This window comes from Affinirhizobium capsici (assembly GCF_977018625.1).
Window position 1 is genome coordinate 675,273 of the sequence record NZ_CDRNXD010000004.1, and the last position, 25,402, is coordinate 700,674.

The 25,402-nt window shown below is 57.6% G+C and carries 23 protein-coding genes and 1 tRNA gene; 9 read left to right on the plus strand and 15 right to left on the minus strand.

Features of this window, described 5'->3' with window-relative positions:
* The first annotated feature begins 12 nt into the window (after positions 1-12).
* Positions 13-921, plus strand: a complete 909-nt coding sequence (ypfJ, locus tag AC0JZ1_RS06615; protein ID WP_471881621.1) for a KPN_02809 family neutral zinc metallopeptidase — start codon at positions 13-15, stop codon at positions 919-921.
* A 145-nt stretch (positions 922-1,066) separates the two neighbouring features.
* Positions 1,067-2,455, plus strand: coding sequence for an MATE family efflux transporter (locus AC0JZ1_RS06620; RefSeq protein ID WP_471881622.1), 1,389 nt, complete (start codon positions 1,067-1,069; stop codon positions 2,453-2,455).
* Between the two features lie 63 nt (positions 2,456-2,518).
* On the opposite strand, the gene carA is transcribed toward AC0JZ1_RS06620, so the two are convergent.
* Complete coding sequence (gene carA, locus AC0JZ1_RS06625) at positions 2,519-3,724, minus strand: glutamine-hydrolyzing carbamoyl-phosphate synthase small subunit (protein ID WP_471881623.1); 1,206 nt, start codon at positions 3,722-3,724, stop codon at positions 2,519-2,521.
* 304 nt (positions 3,725-4,028) lie between these two features.
* Here carA and AC0JZ1_RS06630 point away from each other — a divergent pair, with 304 nt between their 5' ends.
* The 6 genes from AC0JZ1_RS06630 to AC0JZ1_RS06655 all read left to right on the plus strand — a co-directional run bounded on the left by AC0JZ1_RS06630 (position 4,029) and on the right by AC0JZ1_RS06655 (position 11,461).
* A complete protein-coding gene (locus AC0JZ1_RS06630; protein ID WP_471881624.1) occupies positions 4,029-4,481 on the plus strand; it encodes a GatB/YqeY domain-containing protein in 453 nt (150 codons plus the stop codon).
* A 478-nt stretch (positions 4,482-4,959) separates the two neighbouring features.
* A complete protein-coding gene (dnaG, locus tag AC0JZ1_RS06635; protein ID WP_471881625.1) occupies positions 4,960-6,978 on the plus strand; it encodes a DNA primase in 2,019 nt (672 codons plus the stop codon).
* Positions 6,979-7,380: 402 nt separating this feature from the next.
* Positions 7,381-9,426, plus strand: a complete 2,046-nt coding sequence (rpoD, locus tag AC0JZ1_RS06640) for an RNA polymerase sigma factor RpoD (protein WP_471881626.1) — start codon at positions 7,381-7,383, stop codon at positions 9,424-9,426.
* Positions 9,427-9,548: 122 nt separating this feature from the next.
* Positions 9,549-10,583 carry a DUF930 domain-containing protein gene (locus AC0JZ1_RS06645; protein WP_471881627.1) on the plus strand — a complete coding sequence of 345 codons (1,035 nt, stop codon included), beginning with the start codon at positions 9,549-9,551 and terminating at the stop codon, positions 10,581-10,583.
* Between the two features lie 13 nt (positions 10,584-10,596).
* Positions 10,597-11,019 (plus strand): secondary thiamine-phosphate synthase enzyme YjbQ, encoded by a 423-nt coding sequence (locus tag AC0JZ1_RS06650; protein ID WP_471881628.1) that lies wholly within the window; start codon positions 10,597-10,599, stop codon positions 11,017-11,019.
* A 112-nt stretch (positions 11,020-11,131) separates the two neighbouring features.
* A complete protein-coding gene (locus AC0JZ1_RS06655) occupies positions 11,132-11,461 on the plus strand; it encodes a hypothetical protein (RefSeq protein ID WP_471881629.1) in 330 nt (109 codons plus the stop codon).
* 118 nt (positions 11,462-11,579) lie between these two features.
* On the opposite strand, the gene AC0JZ1_RS06660 is transcribed toward AC0JZ1_RS06655, so the two are convergent.
* Positions 11,580-12,338 carry an SIMPL domain-containing protein gene (locus AC0JZ1_RS06660; RefSeq protein ID WP_471881630.1) on the minus strand — a complete coding sequence of 253 codons (759 nt, stop codon included), beginning with the start codon at positions 12,336-12,338 and terminating at the stop codon, positions 11,580-11,582.
* 193 nt (positions 12,339-12,531) lie between these two features.
* On the opposite strand from AC0JZ1_RS06660, the gene AC0JZ1_RS06665 reads away from it, so the two are divergent.
* Positions 12,532-12,607: transfer RNA gene (locus AC0JZ1_RS06665), tRNA-Ile, on the plus strand.
* Between the two features lie 169 nt (positions 12,608-12,776).
* On the opposite strand, the gene AC0JZ1_RS06670 is transcribed toward AC0JZ1_RS06665, so the two are convergent.
* The 13 genes from AC0JZ1_RS06670 to AC0JZ1_RS06730 form a co-directional block, all read right to left on the minus strand.
* Positions 12,777-13,352: a hypothetical protein gene (locus AC0JZ1_RS06670; RefSeq protein WP_471881631.1), complete on the minus strand. Its 576-nt coding sequence runs from the start codon at positions 13,350-13,352 to the stop codon at positions 12,777-12,779.
* On the minus strand, positions 13,300-14,148 hold the full coding sequence (locus AC0JZ1_RS06675) for a DUF4747 family protein (RefSeq protein WP_471881632.1): 849 nt from the start codon (positions 14,146-14,148) through the stop codon (positions 13,300-13,302). The genes AC0JZ1_RS06670 and AC0JZ1_RS06675 overlap by 53 nt, the downstream gene beginning before the upstream one ends.
* A 239-nt stretch (positions 14,149-14,387) precedes the next feature.
* Entirely contained in the window at positions 14,388-15,302 is a 915-nt protein-coding gene (locus AC0JZ1_RS06680; protein ID WP_471881633.1) for a DNA cytosine methyltransferase, read from the minus strand.
* Entirely contained in the window at positions 15,277-15,474 is a 198-nt protein-coding gene (locus tag AC0JZ1_RS06685) for a Com family DNA-binding transcriptional regulator (protein ID WP_471881634.1), read from the minus strand. The genes AC0JZ1_RS06680 and AC0JZ1_RS06685 overlap by 26 nt, the downstream gene beginning before the upstream one ends.
* 146 nt (positions 15,475-15,620) lie before the next feature.
* The gene (locus AC0JZ1_RS06690; protein WP_471881635.1) at positions 15,621-16,175 is read right to left on the minus strand and encodes a hypothetical protein; all 555 of its coding nucleotides are present in this window, start codon (positions 16,173-16,175) and stop codon (positions 15,621-15,623) included.
* A 12-nt stretch (positions 16,176-16,187) separates the two neighbouring features.
* Entirely contained in the window at positions 16,188-17,558 is a 1,371-nt protein-coding gene (locus AC0JZ1_RS06695; RefSeq protein WP_471881636.1) for a DUF2793 domain-containing protein, read from the minus strand.
* Entirely contained in the window at positions 17,558-18,154 is a 597-nt protein-coding gene (locus tag AC0JZ1_RS06700; RefSeq protein ID WP_471881637.1) for a YmfQ family protein, read from the minus strand. The genes AC0JZ1_RS06695 and AC0JZ1_RS06700 overlap by 1 nt, the downstream gene beginning before the upstream one ends.
* A gap of 14 nt (positions 18,155-18,168) precedes the next feature.
* Positions 18,169-19,320 carry a baseplate J/gp47 family protein gene (locus tag AC0JZ1_RS06705; protein WP_471881638.1) on the minus strand — a complete coding sequence of 384 codons (1,152 nt, stop codon included), beginning with the start codon at positions 19,318-19,320 and terminating at the stop codon, positions 18,169-18,171.
* Positions 19,320-19,781 (minus strand): phage GP46 family protein, encoded by a 462-nt coding sequence (locus AC0JZ1_RS06710; RefSeq protein WP_471881639.1) that lies wholly within the window; start codon positions 19,779-19,781, stop codon positions 19,320-19,322. The genes AC0JZ1_RS06705 and AC0JZ1_RS06710 overlap by 1 nt, the downstream gene beginning before the upstream one ends.
* A gap of 53 nt (positions 19,782-19,834) precedes the next feature.
* Positions 19,835-20,350, minus strand: coding sequence for a phage baseplate assembly protein domain-containing protein (locus AC0JZ1_RS06715; protein ID WP_471881640.1), 516 nt, complete (start codon positions 20,348-20,350; stop codon positions 19,835-19,837).
* Positions 20,347-21,552: a phage baseplate assembly protein gene (locus AC0JZ1_RS06720; protein WP_471881641.1), complete on the minus strand. Its 1,206-nt coding sequence runs from the start codon at positions 21,550-21,552 to the stop codon at positions 20,347-20,349. The genes AC0JZ1_RS06715 and AC0JZ1_RS06720 overlap by 4 nt, the downstream gene beginning before the upstream one ends.
* Complete coding sequence (locus AC0JZ1_RS06725) at positions 21,552-22,799, minus strand: DNA circularization N-terminal domain-containing protein (protein WP_471881642.1); 1,248 nt, start codon at positions 22,797-22,799, stop codon at positions 21,552-21,554. The genes AC0JZ1_RS06720 and AC0JZ1_RS06725 overlap by 1 nt, the downstream gene beginning before the upstream one ends.
* Positions 22,799-25,339, minus strand: coding sequence for a phage tail tape measure protein (locus AC0JZ1_RS06730; RefSeq protein WP_471881643.1), 2,541 nt, complete (start codon positions 25,337-25,339; stop codon positions 22,799-22,801). The genes AC0JZ1_RS06725 and AC0JZ1_RS06730 overlap by 1 nt, the downstream gene beginning before the upstream one ends.
* Positions 25,340-25,402 lie beyond the last annotated feature (63 nt).

Consider the following 25,402-nt stretch of genomic DNA (forward strand, 5'->3'; position numbering starts at 1 on the left):
AGGGTAGCTGACATGAGATGGCGCGGTCGCGAACAGTCGGACAATATTGAGGATCGTCGCGGCAGCGGTGGTGGATTTGGCTCCGGTCCGGGTTTTCGCATTCCGATTGGCGGCGGCGGGCGCGGTGGCGGTATCGGTATTGGCGGCCTGATCTTTATTGTCATCGTTTGCTTCATGCTGGGCATTAACCCGCTGACGTTGCTTTCCGGCGGCGATATCAGCGGCGGTGATGGGACGACGACCCGCCAGCAACAGAGCCAGCCTTCTGCCCGCGATGACGAGATGAAAGCCTTCGTCAGCACCGTCCTTGCAGATACGGAAGACACCTGGAACCGGATTTTTCAACAGACTGGTGGCCAGTATCAAGAGCCGAAGCTCGTTCTCTTTTCTGGCCGGATCGATTCGGCTTGTGGCATGGCCTCAGCCGCCACAGGTCCGTTCTACTGTCCGGGCGACCGCAAGGTGTATCTTGATACGAATTTCTTCCAGCAGCTTTCCGGTCAGCTCGGAGCGTCCGGGGATTTCGCTGAAGCCTATGTCATTGCGCATGAAGTGGGCCACCATGTACAGAACCTGATTGGTGTTTTGCCGCGCTTCAACCAGATGCGTCAGGGCATGAGTGAGGCAGATGCCAACCGCATGTCCGTGCGCGTTGAGCTGCAGGCGGATTGCTTTGCCGGTGTCTGGGGTAAATACACGGATCAGAAAGGCATTCTGGAGCAGGGCGATCTGGAGGAGGCGCTCAATGCCGCCCAGCAGATTGGCGATGACACGTTGCAGAAGCGTTCTCAGGGCTATGTCGTGCCGGACAGCTTCAACCATGGCACCTCGGCGCAGCGCGTCAAATGGTTTCGCACTGGCTTCACCAGTGGCAAGATGAAGGCTTGCGACACCTTCTCACCTAACTATCAGCAGCTTTAAGACATTGCCCGCTGTGACGGGTTCTATCAATAAATCTTCTATGTTGCTCATATAACTTGCCTAAAGGGGAAGCGTTCAGTAGTGCTTGATGCGGCCGACTGCCCTTTTTCCGTGCAGCGGCCGTTTTCTTTTCCGGAGCATGGTCATGTCCACCGTCTTTGCATCAACGCAGGCAGCGTCGATATCGAACAATTCGTGGGGCTCCCATGTGAAATCCACGATTGGCCTTGGTATTCCGCTCGTCGGTGCGCAACTGGCGCAGATGGCCATCAACACCACCGATGTGGTGATGGTGGGCTGGCTTGGCACAACCGAGCTCGCCGCTGTTGTCCTTGCAAGCCAGATGTTTTTCGTTGTCTTCATTTTTGGCAGTGGATTTTCCAACGCCGTTGTTCCGCTCGTGGCACAGGCTGTTGGGCGAGGGGATCAGAAGCAGGCTCGCCGTTCTGTCCGCATGGGCATGTGGGTGGTCATTGCTTACGGTATCGTCACGGCTCCCATTCTGTTCTTTTCCCAGACCGTGCTGCTCAAACTGGGACAAGCACCCGATGTTGCCGCCTTGGCGCAATCTTATCTGCGCATTTTACAATGGGGTATTTTTCCGGCGCTCCTGATTATGGTTTTGCGTTCTTTCGTCAGTGCATTGCAGCGTGCGAGCATCGTTCTTTATGTCACGCTCGGCATGTTCGCCTTTAACGCACTCGTGGATTATGGCCTGATCTTCGGTAACTTCGGAATGCCGAAGCTTGGATTGAATGGCGCAGCCATAGCCTCATTGAGCGCCAACCTTATCGGGCTTGGTTTGTTGATCGCCTACATTGAAAGCCGCAAGGAGATGCGAGGCTACGAAATTTTCGTCCGCTTCTGGAGGCCGGACTGGAGCGCTTTCCGTGAGATCTTTACCGTCGGTCTGCCAATCGGTTTCACCATTTTGGCCGAAGCGGGCTTGTTTACGGCCGCGTCCTTGCTGATGGGCATGCTGGGTAAGCTGGAACTTGCAGCCCATGGCATAGCTCTTCAACTGGCTTCCATTGCCTTTATGGTGCCCTTGGGGCTTGCCCAGGTGGCCACTGTGCGCGTGGGGCTTGCCTTTGGTGCTGGCGATCATTTAGGCGTGAAGCGGGCAGCCGCGACAGTTCTAATTGTGGGGCTTGGTTTTTCGATGATCGGCAGCACCATGTTTGCGCTCATGCCAGGCGCGCTCGGGCGTCTGTTTCTGGATACGAGCCTGCCGGATTCGCAAAATGTTCTGGCGCTTGCCGTGCCGCTCATCATGCTGGCGGGTGCCTTCCAGCTATTCGATGGGCTTCAGGCTGTGGCAGCAGGTTTGCTGCGTGGGCTGAAGGATACGCAGGTTCCCATGATCCTTGCCTTGATTGCCTATTGGCCTATCGGCTTCGTGTTTGCCTGGGTTTTTGCATTCCCGCTGGAATGGCGCGGTCCGGGCGTTTGGATCGGCTTCGTAACAGGCCTGTCGGCGGCGGCCATCATGCTGTGCGTTCGGTTCAAAATATTGTTGAACCGCTGGGGATGATTTCTTTCATTCAATGAAAATGGCCCGCACGAAGCGGGCCATTTTCAATTTATCAATCAGCGATCAACGCTCGGCAAGTGCTGGTTCGCCCTTGCGCTCGCGTACCATGTTGATGAAGCGGCGGAACAGATAGTGGCTATCCTGTGGTCCGGGCGAAGCTTCCGGGTGATGCTGTACCGAGAAGACCGGCTTGCCGCTGAGACGCAGGCCGCAATTGCTGCCATCGAACAACGAGACGTGCGTTTCTTCCACATTGGCTGGTAGCGACTTGGAGTCGATAGCAAAGCCGTGGTTCATGGACACGATTTCCACCTTGCCGGTTGTGTAATCCTTCACCGGGTGGTTCGCGCCATGGTGGCCCTGATGCATTTTCTCTGTCGTTGCGCCGAGAGCGAGGCCCAACATCTGGTGGCCGAGGCAGATACCGAAAGTCGGCGTGTCGGTCTCGACGATCTGCTGAATAACAGGAACAGCATATTTGCCGGTTGCGGCAGGATCGCCAGGACCGTTGGAGAGGAACACGCCATCTGGCTTGAGTGCCATGATATCTTCCGCAGAGGTGCTGGCAGGTACAACCGTCACCTTGCAGTCCAACCCGGCAAAGAGGCGCAGGATATTGCGCTTCACACCATAATCCACGCAAACAATGTGGTATTTGGCGTCTTCCGGCTTCAGATCTTCAAAGCCTTCATTCCATACCCAAGGCTTTTGGCCCCATTGCGAAGACTGCCCAGACGTTGCTTCCTTGGCAAGATCAAGACCAAGAAGACCGCTCCAGCTGCGTGCTTCGGCCTTCAGCGCCTCGATATCGAATACGCCGTTTGGATCATGCGCAATGATGGCGTTTGGCGCGCCATGTTCGCGAATCCAGGCGGTAAGGGCGCGGGTATCGACGCCTGACAGGCCGATGATACCGCGAGAGGCCAACCAATCATTCAGGTGCTTGGCAGCGCGATAATTGGACGGTTCGGTAATATCAGCCTTGAAGATGGTGCCCACTGCGCCGCGACGTGCCGCAGGCGTCAGGTCTTCGACATCTTCGTCATTGGTGCCGATATTGCCGATGTGGGGGAATGTAAACGTAACGATCTGGCCGAGGTAGGAAGGATCAGTCAGGATTTCCTGGTAACCGGTCAGTGCTGTGTTAAAGCAGACTTCCGCAGTCACCTTGCCTGTCGCGCCGATCCCGACGCCTTCGATAACCGTCCCATCGGCGAGAACGAGCAGAGCCGTGGGCTTACGGGTCGTCCAGGGTGCAGTTTGAGTCATATCAGTTTGTCTCCGCCCGTTGCCCGGTCGCGTTTCGCAACAGAGCCATGGGGCCATCTATGGTCGCAGAAAAGGGCGCGCGGAAGGTCGCGCCTCGCTTTAAAGTGCAATTGTCGTGCGAGTGCCGGAAAATAAAGTAAGGTATTGCCAAGGTCAATGACGCGATACGCCATTCCATGCCGATTTGAACAGTCTCCATAGAACTATTTGTGCGGCGAATTGATTGCCATTGGGCGCTAGTCTATCAGAGACCCAACGAGACGGCGGGGTTAGCTGTCGATTGGCCCGCTCAAGGAGATGAACGATGATGCGCGATACACTGACAAATGCCATGAAAGAAGCCATGAAGGCGAAGGATAGCCGTCGCCTTTCCACGATCCGCATGGTTCAGAGCGAAATCAAATCTCGCGATATCGCCAATCGTGGCGTCGGCAAGGATGAAGCCAGCGATGAGGACATCCTGCAAATCCTGCAGAAGCTGATCAAGCAGCGCGAAGAATCCGCCAAGATGTATGAAGATGGCGGTCGCGCAGAGCTTGCGCAGCAGGAGCGCGAGGAAATCGAAGTCATCCGTTCTTTCATGCCAGCTCAGATGTCCGATGAAGAAGTTCTCGCCGCAGCCAAGGCCGTGATTGCGGAAATCGGGGCGGAAGGCATGCGCGATATGGGCAAGGTCATTGCCGCTTTGCGCGAACGTTATGCCGGACAAATGGATTTTGGTAAGGCTTCCGGCTTTGTGAAGGACCTGTTGAAGTAACCTCAAGTCAGTCAACATGAATAAGGGGCTGGTACCGGTTCGCGGCGCCAGCCCCTTTGACTTGGAGGTCTTGAATTTCAAGGCAAGCGAGGCAGGGTTTTGGGGGTTACCCTGCCTCTTTGTGCCTGGACATGCGCGAGCGGCTTAGGGATTAACCGCTGCTGGGAAGGCGAGGGAGCGGGGGGCTGCTATCGCCTTCGATTGTCGCGCCTTCCCGATGGAGAGTGGGACGTCGAGAAGACAGGTGCAGAAAATCCCGATTAGTGACGATAATCAAATTACAAAAACATAATTTTTGACACTTCCTGCGTGCCTTAAATTCGTCACAAGCTGAGCCAGAAGTCTCTGGTTAGCCGGAATCTTCCTTAGCGTGCTTGTGGATTGCGGGGGCTGCTGCTCCGCTCGCCTCATCGCTGCTGGCGTCTCAAGCCTTGGCACCTTATATTGTGTGATCGATAAAGAGGTCTTCAGCTCCCCCATGCGCTTTTCCCCCACTTTTCTCGACGAGATACGCGACCGCGTGCCAATTTCGGCCGTTGTGGCGCGGCGTGCGACGTGGGATCGCAAGAAGACCAATGTGGCCCGCGGGGATTACTGGGCTTGCTGCCCTTTTCATGGCGAGAAAAGCCCAAGCTTTCATTGTGAGGACCGGAAAGGCCGTTACCACTGCTTCGGCTGTGGCGTTTCGGGCGACCATTTCCGCTTTCTACAAGAACTGGAGGGGATGAGTTTCCCCGAATCAGTTCAGACCATTGCAGATATGGCGGGCATCGCCATGCCGCAGCCGGATGTGCAGGCTGAAAAGCGGGAAAAGGAACGCGCCACCCTTATCGATGTCATGGAAATGGCGACCCGCTTTTTTCAGGATCAATTGCAAAGTGCCGTCGGTGCAAAGGCAAGGGCTTACCTGCGCGACCGCGGCCTGACGGCCCGGACGATTGAAACCTTTCGGCTGGGTTATGCGCCGGAGAGCCGAAATGCATTGAAGGAGCATTTGGCCTCAAAAGGAATTCCAAAAGATCAGATCGAGGCCTGCGGTCTGGTGGTTCATGGCGAAGGCATTGCCGTCTCCTATGACCGCTTTCGTGATCGCATCATGTTCCCCATCCTGTCTTCGCGGGAAAAGGTCATCGCCTTTGGGGGCCGTGCCATGTCGCCCGATGCTCCAGCGAAGTACCTCAACTCCAATGAGACAGAGCTTTTTCACAAAGGAAATGTTCTTTACAACTTCACCCGTGCCCGTCGTGCGGCCCAAACGGGGGCGCGAGGCCAAGGGGAGCAGGGTGTCATCATTGCCGTCGAAGGCTATATGGATGTCATCGCGCTGCATCAGGCGGGTGTGGAAAATGCCGTTGCACCGCTTGGCACCGCTCTGACGGAAAATCAGCTTGAACTTCTGTGGCGTATGACGCCGGTGCCCGTTCTGTGCTTCGATGGCGATGGCGCAGGTATTCGCGCTGCCCATCGCGCAGCGGATCTGGCGCTTCCGCATTTGAAACCGGGAAAGTCTGTCAATTTCGCGCTCCTGCCGGATGGTAAGGACCCGGACGATCTGGTCCGTCAGGAGGGAAGGGAGCCGTTTGATAGGGTGCTGGCGCAGGCAAAGCCTCTTTCAGACCTCCTCTGGATGCGTGAAGCCGGCTCGGCCAGTTTCGATACGCCGGAAAAAAAGGCAGAGCTTGAGGCGCGGCTGAAACAGATCACCAACGTGATTGCGGATGAAAGCGTGCGACGCCTTTATCAGCAGGAGATGCGCGACAGGCTGAATGCTCTCTTCCGCCCGCAATATGGCGGTGGCAATGGCTTTACGACGCGGGGCGGCAAGCAACAGGGTCGTCGTCAAGGCGGGAGCGGAGATCGTTTCGGTCAATCATCAGGCCCCAATGCCTCGTCACGGGGCTTGAACATTTCAGATCGGTTGGCACGTTCGGGCCTCGTGCGCGGTTACCAGGAACTTCCGGCACTTCGCGAAGTGGTTCTTGCCATCACCATCGTCAATCATCCACAACTGCTGCTGGATGAATATGATGAAATTGCCGCCATTGATTTCGAAAACAAGGATTTGCAGCGCTTCTGGGCAGCCATGCTGCCCGTTGCGGCAACTGCCGGCCCACTTCTTTCCCGTGAATACCTTATGGAACGGCTTGAGGTCCAAGGTTTTGCCTCGCTGGTTGCCATGCTGGATCAACAGGTGCGCAATGCCAGACTGTGGATCGCAACGGATAAGGCGGCCCCTGAGGACGCGCGGGAAGGCTACCGGCAGGCGCTTTCTCTTCATAAACGTACGAAAGCGCTTCGTTTCGAAAAGATGGAGCTGGAGCGAGAAATCGCTGCTGCCACGGAGGCGGGGGATGAGACAAGTATCGAACCTTTGCTCAGAGCCCTATCAGAGGTACAACTAGAAATCGCGAGAATGGAGAATCAGGAGGCGATTATTGATGGATTTGGCGTGATGTCGGGTCGCGTGAAGGGCGCGGCTGTGGGGCACGGAAAATGAAAAGCCTACAAAACAGGGCATTTTGCCCGAAATTCAGGTCTTGCCATATGAAAATTCATCACCACTTAAGCGTCAGCTGCGGTTGTTGAGGAAACACAGCTATCCGACGCTTTTTCCACTTTTAACGCGGCGAAGCCCTGATAAAGGCTTGACGGGGAGGAAAATTGTGGGAATCACCGTCCTATGCATTGATAGGCGGGACGATGCTCATCAACAATGGGATAATGTGCGCTCTTGTCGCCACGTTATCTCGGTGTATGTAGCAGAAGACCGCGTTGGTTAATCGGGAATTAATTGTCCACCCGGTACGTGTTCTGGTGCGATTCGTAGCGCTGCCCAGCTGGCGTTGCGGGCGGCGATAAGGCGAAACGCCGCGAATGACGTCCAAGGAAAGACGAATACATGGCAACAAAAGTCAAAGAAAACGAAGAAGCTGAAAACGAACGCGACGGCGCGAGCGACGGTCCGCTTCTCGATCTTTCCGATGACGCGGTCAAAAAAATGATCAAGCTCGCGAAGAAGCGCGGCTATGTGACCATGGATGAGCTGAACGCGGTCCTGCCTTCCGAGGAAGTGACTTCGGAACAGATCGAAGACACCATGGCCATGCTCTCCGACATGGGCATCAATGTTGTCGAGGAAGACGAAGCTGAAGAGCAGTCTGCCGAAGAAGACAGCGATGACGATAACGAGAGCGAAAGCGGCGAGCTGACAACGACGACCGGAACGGCTGTCGCGACCGCCAAGAAAAAAGAGCCGACTGACCGTACGGACGATCCCGTTCGCATGTACTTGCGCGAAATGGGCTCGGTCGAGCTTCTGTCGCGCGAAGGCGAAATTGCGATTGCCAAGCGCATCGAGGCTGGCCGCGAGACGATGATCGCAGGCCTCTGTGAGAGCCCGCTGACCTTCCAGGCTCTGATCATCTGGCGTGACGAGTTGAACGAAGGCACGACTTTGCTTCGCGAGATCATTGATCTCGAAACGACCTATTCCGGTCCGGAAGCCAAGGCTGCCCCGCAGTTCCAGAGCCCGGAAAAGATCGAGGCAGACCGCAAGGCTGCTGAAGAGAAAGAAAAGACCCGCCGCTCCCGTTCGGCCAATGACGACGACATCACCAATGTCGGCGGCGATATGCCGATGCCGGAAGAGGAAGAGGAGGACGACGATGAGTCGAGCCTGTCTCTTGCTGCCATGGAAGCGGAACTGCGCCCGCAGGTCATGGAAACGCTCGATCTGATTGCCGATACCTACAAGAAGCTGCGCAAGCTTCAGGATCAGCAGGTTGAAGCGCGTTTGTCCTGCACAGGTACACTGTCTTCGGGCCAGGAGCGTCGCTACAAGGAATTGAAGGATCAGTTGATCACGGCGGTCAAGTCGCTGTCACTGAACCAGAACCGCATCGACAGTCTCGTCGAGCAGCTTTACGACATCAACAAGCGCCTCGTTCAGAACGAAGGCCGCCTGTTGCGTCTGGCCGAATCCTACGGCGTGAAGCGTGAAAGCTTCCTGGAGCAGTACCAGGGCGCTGAACTCGATCCACACTGGATGAAATCCATCTCCAACCTCTCAGCGCGTGGTTGGAAGGAATTTGCCAAGTCGGAAAACAATACGATCCGGGAAATCCGTCAGGAGATCCAGAACCTTGCGACGGAAACCGGGATTTCGATCTCTGAATTCCGACGTATCGTGCACATGGTCCAGAAGGGTGAGCGCGAAGCGCGCATCGCCAAGAAGGAGATGGTCGAAGCAAACCTTCGCCTCGTCATTTCCATTGCCAAGAAGTATACGAACCGCGGCCTTCAGTTCCTGGATTTGATTCAGGAAGGCAATATCGGCCTCATGAAGGCGGTTGATAAGTTCGAATATCGCCGCGGCTATAAGTTCTCGACCTATGCGACTTGGTGGATCAGGCAGGCGATCACCCGCTCGATTGCTGACCAGGCCCGTACGATCCGTATTCCGGTGCACATGATCGAAACGATCAACAAGATCGTTCGTACATCGCGCCAGATGCTGCATGAAATTGGTCGCGAACCGACGCCGGAAGAACTGGCCGAAAAGCTGGCCATGCCGCTGGAAAAGGTGCGCAAGGTTCTGAAGATTGCAAAGGAGCCGATCTCCCTCGAAACGCCAGTGGGCGACGAAGAAGATTCGCACCTGGGCGATTTCATCGAAGACAAGAATGCGCTGCTGCCAATCGATGCAGCCATTCAGGCCAACCTTCGCGAAACGACCACCCGCGTTCTGGCTTCGCTGACGCCGCGCGAGGAACGCGTTCTGCGCATGCGTTTCGGCATCGGCATGAACACGGACCACACTTTGGAAGAAGTTGGCCAGCAGTTCTCAGTGACCCGCGAGCGTATTCGCCAGATCGAAGCGAAAGCGCTTCGCAAACTGAAGCATCCAAGCCGCAGCCGCAAACTGCGCAGCTTCCTGGATAGCTAAGAGCTGTCCAGTGAATCGTTTAGAAACCCGGCGGAAGAAATTCCGCCGGGTTTTTTCATGTCGTTGTGATTTGATGGTCTCGCCCTCTCGATCCGGCGTGCCTTTACGCCTACATGTGAGCCATGCAGGATGAGCCTGAGCTTTCGCAAGCAGAGCCTGGAGAGGCACCGCCGCGCACGTTGCGGTTTACCAAAGTTGCAACCATCTCGGTCGCGCTTCACGCTGTCGTGCTTGCGCTTTTGATCTTTGGCCTGCCGCAGTGGCAACTGCCCAAGCCGGAGGAGGAATCGATTTCAGTCGAAGTCGTGCCGCCACCAGAAAAGCCGCCAGAGCCGAAACAGGAGGAGCCGAAGCAGGAGGAGCCACCGCCGCCTCCACCCCCGCCGCCTGCGGAGCAAAAGCCTGAGCCTGAAAAGCCTGAGGCTCCAAAAATGGAAACGCCTGTGCTTAAACCCGCCTTTCAATTTGGCGAAAAAGATGCGGGCCAGGAAAAAACGCCAGAGGGTGACGGCGCAGAAACCGGTGCGCCCAAGCCTGAACCTGCCGAACAGACGCCGCCGGAAGCCGAGCCAGAGGCTCAGCAGGCGCAAGCGACCCCACCACCTGAAATGAAGCCGGAAGAGCGGCCTGAAGAACAGGCTAAGCTGCCAGAGCCGGATATTGCCTTGCCGGAAGTGGCACAGGAAGGGCAGGGTGGCCAAGGGGAGCTTGCGGCCGTTCCAACTCCCAAGCCTCCACCGCCGAAACCGGATCAAGCGAAGGAGGCTGACAGCAAGGAAAGCCCATCCGCGCCCACCCTGCGCGAGGCGAAGAAGATTTATTCCACGGCAGCATCTGGCGAGATGATTGCTATGATGGCCATGGCTGGCGTGCCGAGGGAGCAGCGGGCGTCCCAGTTATGTGCCACCGAGCTGCGTGAGCAATTGAAGCATAACAGCCCACGCTATGCTGCCGAGTATCTGCCGAACATCCGCCTGAGCCAGGGCAATGTCATGGACGTGGGGCTGGCAGCTTTCCGCGCTTCCGGTCTCTGGTACGATATCAGCTTTCGCTGTGAGGTGGATGGAAAGGCAACCAAGGTTACCAAGTTTAGCTACACGGTAGGCAAGCAGGTGCCGAAAAGCGAATGGGCGGAACGACGGTTTCCTCTGCACTGAGAAAGGATCTGACATGCCGCAACAAATGCTGACGATGACAACGCGGGGGCAGGGGCTCTACGAGTTCACGGATAGAGCGGAAGCTTTCGTAAGTCAGTCAGACATTGAGACCGGCTTGCTGACCGTCTTTGTGCGGCACACCTCGTGCTCGCTCATCATTCAGGAAAACGCTGACCCGGATGTGCAGACCGACCTGAAGAACTTCTTTTCAAGGCTGGTGCCGCCAAGCAATGACCCATCAATGCGCTGGATGATTCACACGACTGAGGGGCCGGATGATATGCCCGCGCATATAAAGTCTGCCTTGACGCAGGTATCCCTCGGCATTCCCGTTGTGGGCGGACGGCTTGCGCTTGGCACCTGGCAGGGCCTCTATCTTTTCGAGCACCGGGAGAGAGCGCATCAACGCCAGATCGTGCTTCATCTGTCGAGCTGACATATGCAAACATGAATCTATTCTGAATAACCTATTTTGTGGTCGTTCAGCAAAACTCCCCTAAATCGTGTCATCGCCATATCGGCAAACCTACGAATTTGAGGGACTACCCATGACGACGTTTCTTGCAAAAGCTGGTCTTGCTCTGGCCGTCGCTGCAACAGCAGCCATTGCGCCGCTCGCCAGCGCTTCAGCCTTTGATGATGTACGTGTTCAAGTTCAATATCGTGAAGATCATCGCTGGGGCGGTCCCGACCGCGGCCGCGATCGTGATCGTTGTGCGCCTTGGCTGGCTGAAGAAAAGGCGTCGCGCATGGGCCTTCGTCGCGCACGTGTAATTGACGTCAATCGTCGTGTCGTCGTGGTTGGCGGCTTCGACCGTGGTGGACGTGACCGCATCGTGTTCGCCAATGTTCGCGGCTGCCCGGTTGTGCGTCGCTAACATTTCGATCCTCCACCTCCTTCGCCCGAGGTAGGACAAGGACCGCCGCCGAACCGGAGACATCCGAATTCGGCGGCGGTCTTTTTGCGTGAATGAGTCTGAGTTTATTCCCGAGACATCAAGGCTTGATGTCGAATCGCATGTTGACGACCACCGTGTAGGTGTTCTCGCCGCCAGCCAGAGGCACGCTATCGGCCTCCTTCGCCATCGCCATGCGCATCATGGGCACAGGTTGCGGCTGAAGATTATTCTCCTGAATGGTTAGAATTGGACCCAGAGCCACGCCAGCCGCTTCCGCCAGCGTTTTTGCTTTCTCCATGGCATCTGTCACCGCCTTGCGCCGCGCATCTTGCAGGGCCGCCTTTGGATCGTGGTTGGTGAATGTTATCTGGCCGCCTTGGTTCACGCCGAGCTTCACTGATTTGTCGATCAGGCCGCCGAGCTTTGCCAGATCTCGAACGCGAACTGTGAGGGAATTCGTCACCTGATAGCCGTTGATCTGAGGCTGGGTGTTGCCATCCTTCTGGTTCGTCTGCGGGTCACTGTAGCGAGGGAAGATGGAGAACTCACCCGTTTGCACATCGCGCTCAGCAACGCCATCGGCCTTCACGGCATCCAGAACGCCCCGCATGGCCTCGTTATTTTGTGCAAGAGCATCAGCTGCGGTGTCGGCAACACGCGTAACGGAGAGCGAAACCACCGCCATATCCGGCGCCACCATCGCCGTTCCTTCGCCGTTCACATCGATAGAGCGCGGCTGTGCATGAGGCGGCGGTGGCGGAGCCTGGGCAAAACTGGTTGCCGGGGTGAGGAGACTTGCCGAAAGCAAGAAAGCGGAGAGCGAGACTTTGGATGAACGGATAACTGATATGAGCATTGAGCTTCCTCCGCCTATTGGCATTTGCATGTAGATGGGCATTTCGCCCCTGGGCATTGCAACCCGTTGGGCATAGCTGCCTGTAGATTGTGAAGCCAATACGGCGGCGCTTGAAGCGGAAGAGAAATTACGTTACAGCCCTTCGCGAAGACAGGCGAACCATTGCGCCTCTCTTGCCTCCGTTCAGGAGGTTGGGCCTGTAGCTCAATGGTTAGAGCCGGCGGCTCATAACCGCTTGGTTGGGGGTTCGAGTCCCTCCGGGCCCACCATTTCGTTTAAAATCAATTGTAGCCGGACGCGGATTTCCGGAATTTTGACACTGTTGTAGCCGGACGCGGATTTCCGGAATTTTGACACGCAAAATCGGAATTTTGAAATTTCCGAATTGCATGTCAAGGAAGCCTTGATCTCGATAGTGCAATTTGAAGATCTTCGGTCTCAGTCTTCCGATTGTTCCTGATTCTGCGTTTTCTTGGTGTTCAGCGATCCACCCGCATTGAAGACCTGCGCTGTTCGTAACAGTTGGCCTGCTGTTGCAACACCTACCAGCAATGCATAGCTAAATGAAAAGTACCCTACAGCGGACAACCAGTGGCTTGAATACGCCTTGCAAGCTATCGCCAACAAGATGGCAACTGTTTGAGCTAGGATGAAGTGGAAGAAATTCGCGACCACTTTCAGGAAGAATGAGTCTGGTTGGCCTTGTTGAGTTAGGGCGCGAAAGATGCTGGCATTTGAAAATGCGAGCATTATCGCCATACCTCCCATGGAGAACCCGAGCATGCTCGGGATCGTATCGATAGCTACTTGGGTCCAGGGTTTGCCGTCGGAATCCGTACGAAGCCAAAAACCATTTGTCAGCAGCGTAAAGATTAATGCAAACCAGAGGTACGGTGACCTTAGGAGGGCATTCATGCCCCCGTATAACGTCCAATAAATCCGAAACGTTTTGCCAGTTGGGCTATCTAACAAGCGTTTCTTTTGCGATTCGTAACGCGAGCGCAATGTAGCCACTTACCCCTCCAAGAGTGGAACTGATCACCCGCGGGTAAGCCTTGGTGCTCAGAGAAATTTTCTGACCGTGGGCGTCACGACCATTTCCTTCGACAAAGCCGTTATGCTCCGCAACTTCGGCCTGCATCTTGGTCCGAGCATTTGGCTCTAGACCATTGCCATTTGTGTCCGCGACCAGAATTACATCTTGGCTCCGTGCGCCTTGCGCCACGAGCTCATTCAACACGGCTTCTGGGTCTATATCATCGGCATTGGGTCGAACAATGTGAATTTTAAGCTTTCGCAAGTTGGCAATTTTCCAAATGCGTTGAAGAGCGTCGTCTTCAGGTATCACTGTGACTTCGACACTGCTCTTCAAATTGTTGCCTTGGATATCGGCGGAAAAAAGCATCCGCATAATTTTGGCAGCACGATCAGGTGAAAGCGTTTTGCCGAACTCGTTCCGCACTTCCACAAACATCATGTGGTCCTTTAGCCGGAATGTGTAATTGAAAACTTTCCCGTTGAAACCGACGTTTGATGGCAGTGAAATGCCAAGTTCGTCGAAGTTTACGGGATCCAACTCATCAAGCTTAATTGCGGGTTCCGTTGTGTCAATCTCAACCCAAGTAACCAGTCGACCCTGATAAAAGCCAGTCTCAGCTTCTCTAGGGGGCGAAATAGTCGCGAAGTTAGAACCAAAGTATTTCACTTTCTGATTAGCTGCAGTTTGTAGGAGCTGCAGATAGATGCCTGTCGGATGAGGATTGGCTGCGACATTCAGGATTGCGTACTTTATGGTTGGATCCGTGCTCATGTTGTTCCCCCTTCAGTTGTAGAAGCAAAACATGAGTCGCGTCCTGTAGCCAATACGGGCTTTTGAATTGTCTACGATTCTGGGTAATCAAGTTAACCGTGGTCTGGGTAGTCTCGACACATCGGGCAGCTTGCTATTTCTATTCTCGGCCTAAAGCTCATGTCCCTCGACGACTTCCATCTTTTCGAGGCGGCCTTAAAGCCGCCTCAAAGCCTTCTCGAACACCTTTCGAAGTCCTCTCAAACCCGCTTCACGAAGTGGGCAGCCTTGAGAGTTCGCCACGCATACGCCGCAGCCAGGCTGACCACCCCGTTACCGGCTGCATGGGATCGGTCCACCCAATTGGCCAGCCCATGACCCAATCGGAAAAGTTCGGGTTGAAGGTGAGGGTGCCGGTCGAGGATCGGGGCCCAGCGTTCAAACTGAGATGGAGCGGGTGGGAAGAGGGGAAGCTGAAAGGCTTGGTCGGCGTCGCACCGCAGGCTTTCATCAGCAGCCAGATTTGCGTCCACACCCTTGCTGCCTTCCCAATCCCGAACTGAGATCCGCCCGCATCCGCATCGTCCCGAAACCGCAGCCGGTTGTTCACCAGCTCCAGTTCGATCTTCGTGCAATAGAGGGATTTTGTCGGCGTGGGCCACAATGAAGAGCCGCCGACGCTGGTGGGGTGCGCCAACTTCTGCCGCGCTGAACAAGCCCGCTTTGACGCTAAAGCCCAGTCCTTGAAGCTCCCGGATAACAGTGTCGGCTCCCAAGGACATATGGCCTTCGACGTTTTCGAAGAAGCACCATTCCGGATCGAGTTCCCCGATGATTCGCCGGATATGCGGCCAGAGATGGCGTGGGTCGTGTTCTCCAAGTCTTCGGCCTGAGAAGGAGAATGGCTGGCAGGGATAGCCGCCAGTGAGGATATGAACCTTGCCACGCCAAGGGCGGCCGTCGAAGGTGGTAACATCATCCCAGAGAGGCGCGTGATCCAGGGCCGCGTCAGCCATCCTCGCCACGATGGTGGCTGCAACGAAGGCTTCCCGCTCGACGTAACAAACAGTGCGGTATCCGGGTTCTGCAATGTGGAGGCCGAGCTCCAGTCCGCCAACTCCGGCGCAGAGGGCAATTCCATTGAGGCTATCATTTTTGAAGGTACGTAGAGCCACACAAGTCGGTCCTTTGCGGTCGCTGATCGCGATCGGGTGCGGGCTCCTCGGATGGCCTCAGGTGATTGATGGTGCCACAGCGGCGGCACTTGATTTCGATGGATACGGCAAGGCTGCCGGTTCCGGTTTTGAACAGCAGAGCGCGGCAGCTGCCGCACCTGACTTCCTTCATTGCGCTTGGTCCTCGACTCAGTCACAGAGGCGTCCTCGGCTTTGCCGGGATCGGATGTGACGGTTGTCGGCTTGCGCTGTCGGTGGGTTGGATCTGCAAACTTTGGCCCACCTCGGAGCCCTTGGCTCCGGCATCCGGTAACTGTTTTACATAGCTGGCCAGCTTGCTCCTTCGAATGCGTTTTGCGCTTCTTCAGTCGTTGCCGCCCCATCGATCGCAGCCTTTGTTGCAAGCCGCGTCTTCTCGATCACCGCGCCGATGATCTGCCATTGTGTGAAGGCGGCATTCACGACCTGGGCAACGCCAGCGAGATCCGCTGCGGTTATGCCGACCTCGGCCGACAGAAGAGGATAATCGTCAGCGTCGGGATCTGATGATGCCAGATAACGCTTCGCCTCATCAGACTTTTGCTGATAGGTCATGGCCTGACCGGCACCAGCTGTGATGTACTTCAGGCGCTCGGCCTCTGCGGCTTGATCGATTGACGCCTTGAGTTGCCGCTTCAGCGCATCAAAATTGATGCCTTCGACGATTGGCGGTGAGTAGCTGTTCCCGTTGAATTGCCACCCGGCTTCCACATTGCTCGGGAGCTCCCGAAACTGAGAGGCGACCGCTGGATGAAAAGCGTCTGCTATTGAGACGCCTTCAGGAAGGTCCAGAGTTTCCACGACAAGACTATTTTCAAGACGTCCCACACGCATTCTCATCTCCCTTCAGTACTCGATGATCACGCGGCCGCGCGCGCCACTGGCACCAGAAAGACCGCCTGCACCAGCCGCGCCACCGCCGCCACCGCCTGGCACCAGTCCCAGTGCTGGTCCCGTTGGCGTATTGCAGGCACCCGCACCACCCATAGGGCTGTCGCCACCTGCACCCCCAATAGCCGCTGAGGTTCCGCTAGGAACGATCACGTTGCCAAAACCGCCCGACATATTGAGATCGCCTCCCGTTCCTGACCCTCCTGTTCGTGCGAAGGTGCTTGCCATATCTGCAAACCGCCCCGCCTGACCTCCGGTCGCAGAACAGTAAGAGCCGAGAGAGCTCGTGCCTCCGTTGGTCCCTGGCTGTCCTGGCGCGCCTCCCTGGCCACCGGATCCGACGGTGATCGGAATGACCTGTCCAGGTGTCACCGTGAACCAGCCCTCGGAATATCCGCCTCCCGCGCCGCCTTCGCCCGCGTAAACACCGGCTGCGTTGAAGCCACCGCCACCACCGCCGCCGCCGTCCCAAACGCGACCAAAGATCTGATAGACGCCATCTGGGACCGTCCAGCTCGTCAAACCAACGGCATCGAAGAGCGCCTGGTTAGCGCGACGTTGCGGGTTGAGGTTCAAGACCTGCCATTTTGCGCCGTCGTAGCCGAATTTCATCATCGCACCCGCTGGCAGGTCATTTTTCAGGAGAGAAGAACCGCCAAGACGAGTAATGGGTTTTGCACCGCTTCCGTTGACATCAAGCGTAGCGGCGCCGGTGTTGGTCGTCGTGATTTTGATGCACACAACCATGCCAATCGACGGGCTTCCGGGATTGGGTACGAGTGTGGCCGTCAGGGCGTTCGCAGTTCCGGCAGCTTGTGCGTACGACCATTTTCCCGACTGAGCATCGATTGCCAGCTTCTCGACATAGCTGCCGCCTATCCGTTCAAAAACACGCCCGTCGGGAAGTGCGATGCCATGGCCGTCGGTTGGATTAAAATATGTCCAGGAGGAACCGGTCCACTCGGCAATTTTGCCGACCTGGGCGGCCCATATGCCGGTTGCTCCGACCGGTATCAAATAGGCGTCACCTTCAACGGGCGCGCCTGGGGCGCTTGAAAGCGTGATAGAGACGACTGCCATCCAACGACGGCTGCGCGATCCGGATGACAATCCCATGCCTTTTAGAGCTTGCCAAAGCTGAGACCAGTCTCCCGCATTCGGCACTATTCCCGCTTCGGTCACCACGCGCAAAAGCTCTTCCTGAACGCTGTTCAGCCAGTCAGCAGTGACTTCTGTACCGGCGACACCAGCCACAAGATTTTCGGCGCGAAAGCCGCGCTTGCCGCCGCCGATATCGACGGTATCCGCACCATTGATGCGATCCATCAGGTCTCTCCATACTTAAAGACGACATGCGTGTGAGCGGGCTTCAGCCGCCGCAGTTCGCATTCGATTGAGGAAATCTCGAAGGTGCCGAGACGATGACCGGCGCGGCTGACACCGGCACGGAACTTCACGACGGTGAGTAGGCCGGGAATGTTGACGCGCCAGACGAACTGGCAACCCTCTGGCCGAAGGCGTTGACCGGCGCGAAGCACGCCCGCTTTCGATGGCCAGAACTCTTCGACCGTGATCTCGACACCGAGCGAGCGGGCAATCGAGACGAAGAAGGGGATGGATTGACCGCCGCGTGCCGTCCAGCGCTGATGCGCCAGGCGCTGGCGCTGCTCCACCGACAAAGTGGCGCTGTCGCGGCCGCAAGGGTCCGGGCCGAGACAGCGCTCAAAGTCTGCCAAAAGAGCATTGGCAGCGCGGGGATCTGTTTCCCGCATCAAGGCTTCAGCGCCGGTTTCCACATCCTGAAGCGCGACGGCAACCGAACAGAGGACGGCATCGATGACGCCGCCGCGCTGGCCGAGCGCCCAGCCGGGGATGAGCTTGCCGAGGAGGCTTTGAAGGATGTTTGAAACGGTTCTCGCCATGCTTCAAAGACCTCTCAAGACAGCCACGTGATCGGCCCGGCAAAGGGGCATTCAGCGGCTGCGAGCTTATAGCGGGCGGCTGGCACGACAAGGTCATGTCCATATTCCGCCGTGGCCGATGATATGGCTTCGGAGATCCTGGACGGTTCGATGATCGCACCGATCGGGCCTGCATTCTGGTCGTCGTCTTCGTCGCCAATCGTCAGCACAAAGCGGAGGAATGCTGCTTCGACTGCTGCCCGTGTCAGGGCCGTGTCTGGACGCAGCCGAACAGAGATCGGAATTGGCACGAGTGTACCGGCAACCGGGATTGTTCGCGCGGTGACAGGTCGAACGCCGGTCTGGCTACCGGAAACGCCGAGATGCGTGCCAACCGTTCCCAGTTCTTCAGGCGTTGCTTGGCGGGGAGTGCCATCGGCGTTCTTCATGACGACGACCACACCGAGAGAGCCGCGGCCGATCCAGTCTTCGACGGTCGCCACCGCATAAGGTGAGGCGACGTCGGACACCCATGTAAAATAGTCCTGGGCGGCTCCACCCATGGGAGGCATGCGGATGCGGCGAAGATAGGATGCCTTGATCTCCTCTGGCGTCTCGGCATCCAGACCCCCGGCAAAGGAGGCAGACACGGTGAAGCGGCTCAATCCATCCGGGCTTGCGTCTGCGGTGAGAATGATCCCGGCCGCGAGATTGCTCGCCGCACCTGCATTGACCGCCTCGGCCGTCACGATCAGAGATCCCCCGGCATCCAGCGTGCCGCTAGAAGTCGTGACATAGGTTTGGGCATTACCTGCCGAGAGGATCAATCCTGATGCGACGACAGTTCCTGCCGTCCCATCGATCAGGACGGCACCTTTCGCCTTGACGGCTGCACGCCCTTCGACGCCCCAAATCCCTGCATGGCGCAGGATCATTTCCTCATCGTCGGCGCTATCCGGCATGTATTGCCGTCCCCACCACGCCTGATGATCATGCAGCGAGCGGATTTCGCCAGCGATGGGCGCAAACAGGTTGGAGATGACGCCTTGCGCGGATCGCACCGCAAGCGAGATCCGGGAGACAGATGCCGTCAATCCCTTGGCTGCGGTGAGCAGGATCAGGTTCTGCTCCATGGCGGACGCCATGCGATTGAAGATCGAGCTTGCGGGTGGGATCGGCCAAGGCATCAGTCAGCCACCTTCTTCGTGAGGGAAAGCGTCTCGTCGCCGACGCGGATACGGTAGCCGAGCACGCCGTCACGGACCCATTCGACCTCGATTTCAGCGGGCGTGCCTGTTTCTTCCTCGACCCAGGCAAATCCTTCCTGAAGCCAGTATTCGGCAAGCTGTCGGGTGGTCTCGGTTTGTTTGGCGCGATCCAGAAGCCACATTTTGCAGCCACCACGACGCCCGAACGCATCGAGCGCATCAATGATGCCGCCCCGGCGTTCGGAAAAGCTGGCGGGTGCAAGAAACTGTGAGCGGCCTTCCGGCAGTTCGTCGTCAGGATCTGCGCGACGATCAAGGCCAGCAGAGGCCAGCATGGCCGGAACAGGCGAGGCATCGAGCACGAGATCGAAGTCGTCGCCGAGTGCGAGATCGCAGCGGCGTGTCAGTGGATCAAACGTGAGGCCAAGATCGAGAAACATGGCGCGAGATTATCGCGCGCGCGTGACCCTGTTCATGCCCGCCAAGGCGGGCATTACCCGACGGGTGGATTAGTGTTTGCGCCACCTCGGACGATCCCGCTATGCACATGCGTCTTGTCGATCGGCACGCCGTCGTGCCAGATCCCGCCGCCTGAGAAGTGGAAACCTGCTGCATCCACGGTGAGGGAGATCCCGCCAACCTTCAGTATAATGGAGGAGGCAGCCGAGACTTCGATGGTGCCATTGGCCTTGGCAATGATCCTGTCGCCACCCTTGTTGGCAAGGCCGACATCGCCTTTCGACAGGCCACCCATGCGTTGCGATGGATTGGACGGCGGCAAGAGCCAGAGATCCCCTTCATCGCCACCGATGGCAATGGCGACACTGACAGCGCCATCGGTGTCCGGTACGCCGACCAGGCCGTAGGGCTGCCAGACTTCCACGTTTTTGCGGGTGACGCCTTCTGCCACTTCCACATTCGCCGTCTGCATCTCGCCGCTATCGTCAATCGATTTGACGACCACGCGCCGAACCATGCCCCGCATCTTGTCCCAAAGTTCCTTGCTCATAATGCGCTCGCTGTTCCATCCAGCGGGCCGGAGCCCGACTTCTTCTTGCCCTTGGTTTTGGCCTTGCGGTTGGTGCGCCGTTTGCCGGTGGGCTCCTTGTCGAAGGCTTCCGGGCTGCAAACAGAAATATCGGTTGAGCAGCCTGAGGCATCTTCCAGGTAGGAGACGCGCGAGATCAAAAGCTCGCGGTGCACATCAAGGTAATTGTCACTGACATCGACCAACTGGTTGACGGTCCAGAGCGCACCGTTCGCCTCATGACCCTTGACCGTCAGCGTGAACTCCTCGCTTTCGCCGCGCGCCGTGCGCATGCGCCAGTCGGCCTCATCCTTCGCGGAGGTCTTGTCGGCCTTCGAGCGCGCCAGATGGACAACGGGCCGATGCCTGCGGATCTCGTCATCCTTTGCTTCCCCGGTTGCAAGAATGCCCCGACCTTCCTTCGTGGTGGCACTGCCGTCGCCGCCCTGGCGACTGTCCGAACCAAGCGGCTCGGCCGTGGCATCAAGTGCTGCCTTGCCGCGCTTCTTTCCAGCCCCTTCCGACTGGCCACGCACCACGGTTTTGGAATGGCGGTTGCTGTAGTCGAAGGTGCCGCGTGAGCGCAGCACGTTGCCGGGCAGTATGAGCGCAGCCGGTGCCCTGGTCTTGCCGGTGCGGGTGATCACAATGCCGCCGACGCCATCTGAGAGCACAAGTGCGTGGCGGCTTCGCGCACCTTTCTCGATGGCTGAGAATGCGGTTTCGGAGAGGTCGAGCGAATAGCGCTGGAATGGTTCGCCCGTGTCGATCTCGCTTCGAACCGACAGGCCATAGGGTTTGGCAATCCTGGCAGCTGCATCTTCCAGCTTGACGTTCTCGAACTCGGCCTTGTCATCGATCGCGGCGCAGTCAATCAGGTCATTGGCCTTGTCGCGACCGGAAATCGTCACGCTGGCCTGTCCTTCGCCAACGTCCGGCTCCACCTTATCGATCCAGCCTTTCAGCACGATTCGACGCCCGATCCTGATGGTGACTTCCGGTCCGGGCTTCAGCTTCAGCAGCGGACCAATCGTGGCGAACTGGAAGGATGCATCGGACCGCGCCTTGTCGCGAAACGTAAAGCTGAAGGCACCGGAGAAATCCTTCAGATCGCGCGAGACTTCGCCGGAAAGCCACTGGTCATGTTCAAGGCCATCGATGAGCAGCCGAATACTCTTCGCCATCAGGTCAGTTCCCGAACTTCAACGATGGGTTTGTCAAGGTATGACGGGTGGCGCGGATCGTTTCGCGCGACGATATCGGCATAGACCTCTTCGATGCGCGACGGATTGTCTCCGGCAATGTGCTGCGCAAGGGTCCAGGCATCGACCGGCATGGAGGGCCGGAATGTCTGGACGGTAGGCAGTGCGCCGATCAATTCGCTGAGATAGCCAACGATCGCGGCCGAGCTGCTCGACAGAGCGCGGATCAGGTTGCTGGTCTGCGCCTGGAACGACCGCTCCCCGAAAACTTCCAGATGCTCGTTCAGGCGGGCGGCGCGGGTGGCGTAATCCGTGCGGATGCCGATGGCATCCTTGCTGCTCGTGAACTGGGCATAAGGAAGCTGCACGGCACTTGCCGCCCAGAAATGCGTTGAGGCTACCAATAGAAGGATTGCGTCTGCCGATGCCGGTGCTTTCGCCGCCTCTGTCGATAGCATAGAGGCAAGCGTGAGGCCGATTCTGATCAGGCCGGTTGGATTGGGGCCTGTCTCTGGTAAGGCTGCCGGTGCGACAGCCGGAACCTCTGCCACTGTCTGCAACGGGGCTGCAGCGTTGAGAAGCCAGAGACTGAATTCTCCTGGTGCTTCTGGAGATGACGCTGCAAGGTTCGAGCGGATTGCCGTCAATGCCTGTCCGCTATCGCGCGGCGGCTGGGCAGATCCGGCCGCAGCTGTGACGATGCGACGCGAACGACGCACGGAAGATGCAATGGAGAGTGTGACGGCGAGATCCGCGACAGTCGAGGCAAGCGCGGTTGCCGCGGAAATAACATCATTGATGCCGGACAGAAGATCCGAAAATCCGCCAGCGCTGAAGCCGCCGATCGACAGGCCCACCCGCTTGAAGCGAGCGCTGATCCGCACCATGCGAAGCTCACGCGAGGAAAAGCTGATCCGCGCCGGTTCCTCCATGATGACCGAGATCGGCCCAAGCCAGGGATGGATGAAAAGCCCTGTTCCAGGCGTCTCAAAGACCCTTTGAAGACGCTTTGCCTGTGCCCGGTAGTCGTCGGCCAGGATGAAGGCTTCGACATCGATGGCAGCGGGCAAGAGACCAAAGTCGTCATAGGCGGCCTGATCGACGCCGGGAAACAGATATTCCAGCACGCGGCGGCCGACCTCGGACGAGGTATCGAGAACATTAATCGCGACGCCGCGATATTGGCCGGGCAAACAGCCGGGCAGAGCGTTGAGGCTTTCGAGGATCATCAGTTCCTCCCCAAGACCCGGCCTGTGTTGACGTTGGGCGATGGGGAAGACACAGACGTGTTCTCCTCAACCACACGGCCTGGACCATCCACTTTCACGGTGCTGGTGGCATTCACATTGATTTGCTGTGGCGATGCCTGGGCGGGAACCGGAGATTGGGCAGCTGCAATCGGGTTCGGGCTATTGTCATTGGCACCCTTTGGGCCGCCGCCGAACATCCACGTCCACCAAGCTGGAGGCTCTGGCCATTTGATCATGCTTGAAAAGTCAATGTTGCCGATCGCGCCCGTTATGCGGCTTGGCAGGCTTTTGAACCATTCGACAAGCTCATCGATCTTCCCCTTGACGCCGTCCACCATCTGCTCTCCCGCCTGGACGCCAGCGGAATAGAGCTCGCCCGGCATCGCTTTCGCTGCTGCGATGAAATCATTGAGCGCCTGGGAGCCATCCTTCCATGCTTCGGCCAAACCTTTGGGCACTAGCGCTTCCCATGTCTTCTTGCCTTCGGCGACATCGGCGATTGTGTTCACGAGCTGGGAGAGTGCCTCATAGAAAGTGCGAAGGGTAAAGGTCGCAGCCTCAATTGTGCCGCCTGCAAAACCACCTATCCATTTGGCGACGTCTCCAGCTTTTGAAAGATCGAGGCCGACGAGTGTCGTGAGGGCTCGTGCAAGCCTCAGCATGCCGCTTGCGATTTCGCCGATGGCCTTGACCGAACCACCAACATTCTCGCCGATCTCTGACAGATGCGTGGCAAAGCCGGACCCGAAATCCTTCAGCGTATTCCAGGCGGCCGAGATCCCGGTCATCGCCATTTCGAGCGCGCTGAAGGCTGCAAGTTTTGCGTTGTCGATGGTGAGACCTGAAAAATCGATCTTCAGATCGAGCCCCTTCATGAAGCCATCGAACAGGCCTTTCAGGTTCTGGAAACCGGCCTTGATGTCGGTCCAGGCACTCATCAGACCGGCGCGAATGGTAGGGCCATAGCGGTCTGCCATCTCGCGACCGGCTGCAATGATGCGCCCGCCTTTCTCGGCCACACCTTCGGCAAAGCGGGAATAGGTGTCCTTGGCGCGGTCCCACAGGCGCGTTAGATGCGGGCCATAGGTACCCCAGTTCTTGTAGATGTAGTAAGCGCCAGCCCCGACAGCCGCGAGTGCAAGCCCTACCGGGCCAAGCAGAACGCCGAGCGCACTGAGGCCCGCGCCAATGGCGGGCAGGATGAAACCGAGCGCGCCGATGCCTGCTGCAACGAGAACGCCAGCGCCAGCAAACGACAGCATCTTGCGGATCATGCCGCCCGTTGCCTTGTCCGTCTCACGAAGCCAGAGAAGCATTGCCGAGAGGTTCTCGTTGATCATTGGCAACCAGCTGCCAAAGGCGAAGCCGACTTCGCGGCTTGCTTGCGTTCCGATCTCGCCGAAGATGATCAGTTGCCGGTTGAGGCCCTGCATCTGGGTCTCGAAATCACCGTCAATGACGGCTCCGGTTGCCTTGGCAACTTCCTCCTTGATCCGCTTGTACTCGTCAATGTTCGACAGCATGGGGATCAGGAAATCCATGACCTGCATGTCGCCAAAGATCTCGCCAAGCTTGCCAGCGCCATAGATCTGCTGGAGCTGCTCGCGCACGGATGCAAGAGCCTCGGCTCCTTCAAGCCCGTTAGCCTTGGCCTTCTTCATCAGGCCCTCGATCTCCTTGCCGGAAACCCCGGTCAGTTTGGAGATCTTCTGCACCACGGCTTCGATCGGGTTGACGCCCTTGGTTGCGGCATCCTTCATCACGGCTTCGATGTCGACGCCCGCTTCCTTGAAGTTCTTGATGGTGACGGGTGCGAGGATCTTCGAAAGGAAGTTCTTCAGATTGTTGGCGGCTTCCGCAGGATCGGCGGTTCCCTTGCGTGCAATCTGAAGCGCCGCGCCAAGGGTGTTGACCGCTTCGCGTCCGGTCACGCCGAACTTCGCCATCTGACTGGTGAGTGTCGGGAAGTAGCGGGCCATGTCCTTCAGTTCGAAGGCACCTTCCTTGCCCGCTACGACCAAGCCGCCGAGCGCGCCGTCCAGTTGGTCAGCGGGGACGCGCAGCGTTTGAAGAAGCGATGTCGCAACGCCCGCCATATCGTTGAACTCGGCATTGGCAGCGGTTGCTGCCCTGCCGATCGAGCGGATCGAGCCGTCAACCAGCCTCTGATCGACGCCAGCGGCAATCATCTGCCCGGCACCCTTTGAGATGGTGTCGGAATATTGTCCGACCTGGAGGGCGAGCGCCTCATACTGAGACTTTGACTTTTCAACGAGATCGAAGGCAGCTTGGCCCGTCAGGTTCGCCGTGCCTGCTATGTCGAGAAGCTGCTGCTGGAAGGCTGCGGCCTCCTTGATCGGTCCCATGAAGGAGATCGCGGCAATCGCGGTGCTGACAAGCCCGATCTTGCGGGCAGCGCTGCCAATGCCATCCAACGTGGAACGGAGGCGGCGTAGCGGTCCGGTCAGAAGATCCTTCAGCCGGACAACAACATCCAAGGCCATGTTACGATTGGACATGGAAAACGCGCCGCCTCGTTGAATATGAGGCGCAAACTATCGCGCGCGCGCAAACGATATCAT

Excerpts from the sequence above, each read along its gene's own strand:
- ypfJ (WP_471881621.1), top strand. The coding sequence starts at position 13 with ATGAGATGGCGCGGTCGCGAACAGTCGGACAATATTGAGGATCGTCGC.
- AC0JZ1_RS06620 (WP_471881622.1), top strand. The coding sequence starts at position 1,067 with ATGTCCACCGTCTTTGCATCAACGCAGGCAGCGTCGATATCGAACAAT.
- carA (WP_471881623.1), bottom strand. The coding sequence starts at position 3,724 with ATGACTCAAACTGCACCCTGGACGACCCGTAAGCCCACGGCTCTGCTC.
- AC0JZ1_RS06630 (WP_471881624.1), top strand. The coding sequence starts at position 4,029 with ATGATGCGCGATACACTGACAAATGCCATGAAAGAAGCCATGAAGGCG.
- dnaG (WP_471881625.1), top strand. The coding sequence starts at position 4,960 with ATGCGCTTTTCCCCCACTTTTCTCGACGAGATACGCGACCGCGTGCCA.
- rpoD (WP_471881626.1), top strand. The coding sequence starts at position 7,381 with ATGGCAACAAAAGTCAAAGAAAACGAAGAAGCTGAAAACGAACGCGAC.
- AC0JZ1_RS06645 (WP_471881627.1), top strand. The coding sequence starts at position 9,549 with ATGCAGGATGAGCCTGAGCTTTCGCAAGCAGAGCCTGGAGAGGCACCG.
- AC0JZ1_RS06650 (WP_471881628.1), top strand. The coding sequence starts at position 10,597 with ATGCCGCAACAAATGCTGACGATGACAACGCGGGGGCAGGGGCTCTAC.
- AC0JZ1_RS06655 (WP_471881629.1), top strand. The coding sequence starts at position 11,132 with ATGACGACGTTTCTTGCAAAAGCTGGTCTTGCTCTGGCCGTCGCTGCA.
- AC0JZ1_RS06660 (WP_471881630.1), bottom strand. The coding sequence starts at position 12,338 with ATGCTCATATCAGTTATCCGTTCATCCAAAGTCTCGCTCTCCGCTTTC.
- AC0JZ1_RS06675 (WP_471881632.1), bottom strand. The coding sequence starts at position 14,148 with ATGAGCACGGATCCAACCATAAAGTACGCAATCCTGAATGTCGCAGCC.
- AC0JZ1_RS06685 (WP_471881634.1), bottom strand. The coding sequence starts at position 15,474 with ATGAAGGAAGTCAGGTGCGGCAGCTGCCGCGCTCTGCTGTTCAAAACC.
- AC0JZ1_RS06690 (WP_471881635.1), bottom strand. The coding sequence starts at position 16,175 with ATGCGTGTGGGACGTCTTGAAAATAGTCTTGTCGTGGAAACTCTGGAC.
- AC0JZ1_RS06695 (WP_471881636.1), bottom strand. The coding sequence starts at position 17,558 with ATGGATCGCATCAATGGTGCGGATACCGTCGATATCGGCGGCGGCAAG.
- AC0JZ1_RS06700 (WP_471881637.1), bottom strand. The coding sequence starts at position 18,154 with ATGGCGAGAACCGTTTCAAACATCCTTCAAAGCCTCCTCGGCAAGCTC.
- AC0JZ1_RS06705 (WP_471881638.1), bottom strand. The coding sequence starts at position 19,320 with ATGCCTTGGCCGATCCCACCCGCAAGCTCGATCTTCAATCGCATGGCG.
- AC0JZ1_RS06710 (WP_471881639.1), bottom strand. The coding sequence starts at position 19,781 with ATGTTTCTCGATCTTGGCCTCACGTTTGATCCACTGACACGCCGCTGC.
- AC0JZ1_RS06715 (WP_471881640.1), bottom strand. The coding sequence starts at position 20,350 with ATGAGCAAGGAACTTTGGGACAAGATGCGGGGCATGGTTCGGCGCGTG.
- AC0JZ1_RS06720 (WP_471881641.1), bottom strand. The coding sequence starts at position 21,552 with ATGGCGAAGAGTATTCGGCTGCTCATCGATGGCCTTGAACATGACCAG.
- AC0JZ1_RS06725 (WP_471881642.1), bottom strand. The coding sequence starts at position 22,799 with ATGATCCTCGAAAGCCTCAACGCTCTGCCCGGCTGTTTGCCCGGCCAA.
- AC0JZ1_RS06730 (WP_471881643.1), bottom strand. The coding sequence starts at position 25,339 with ATGTCCAATCGTAACATGGCCTTGGATGTTGTTGTCCGGCTGAAGGAT.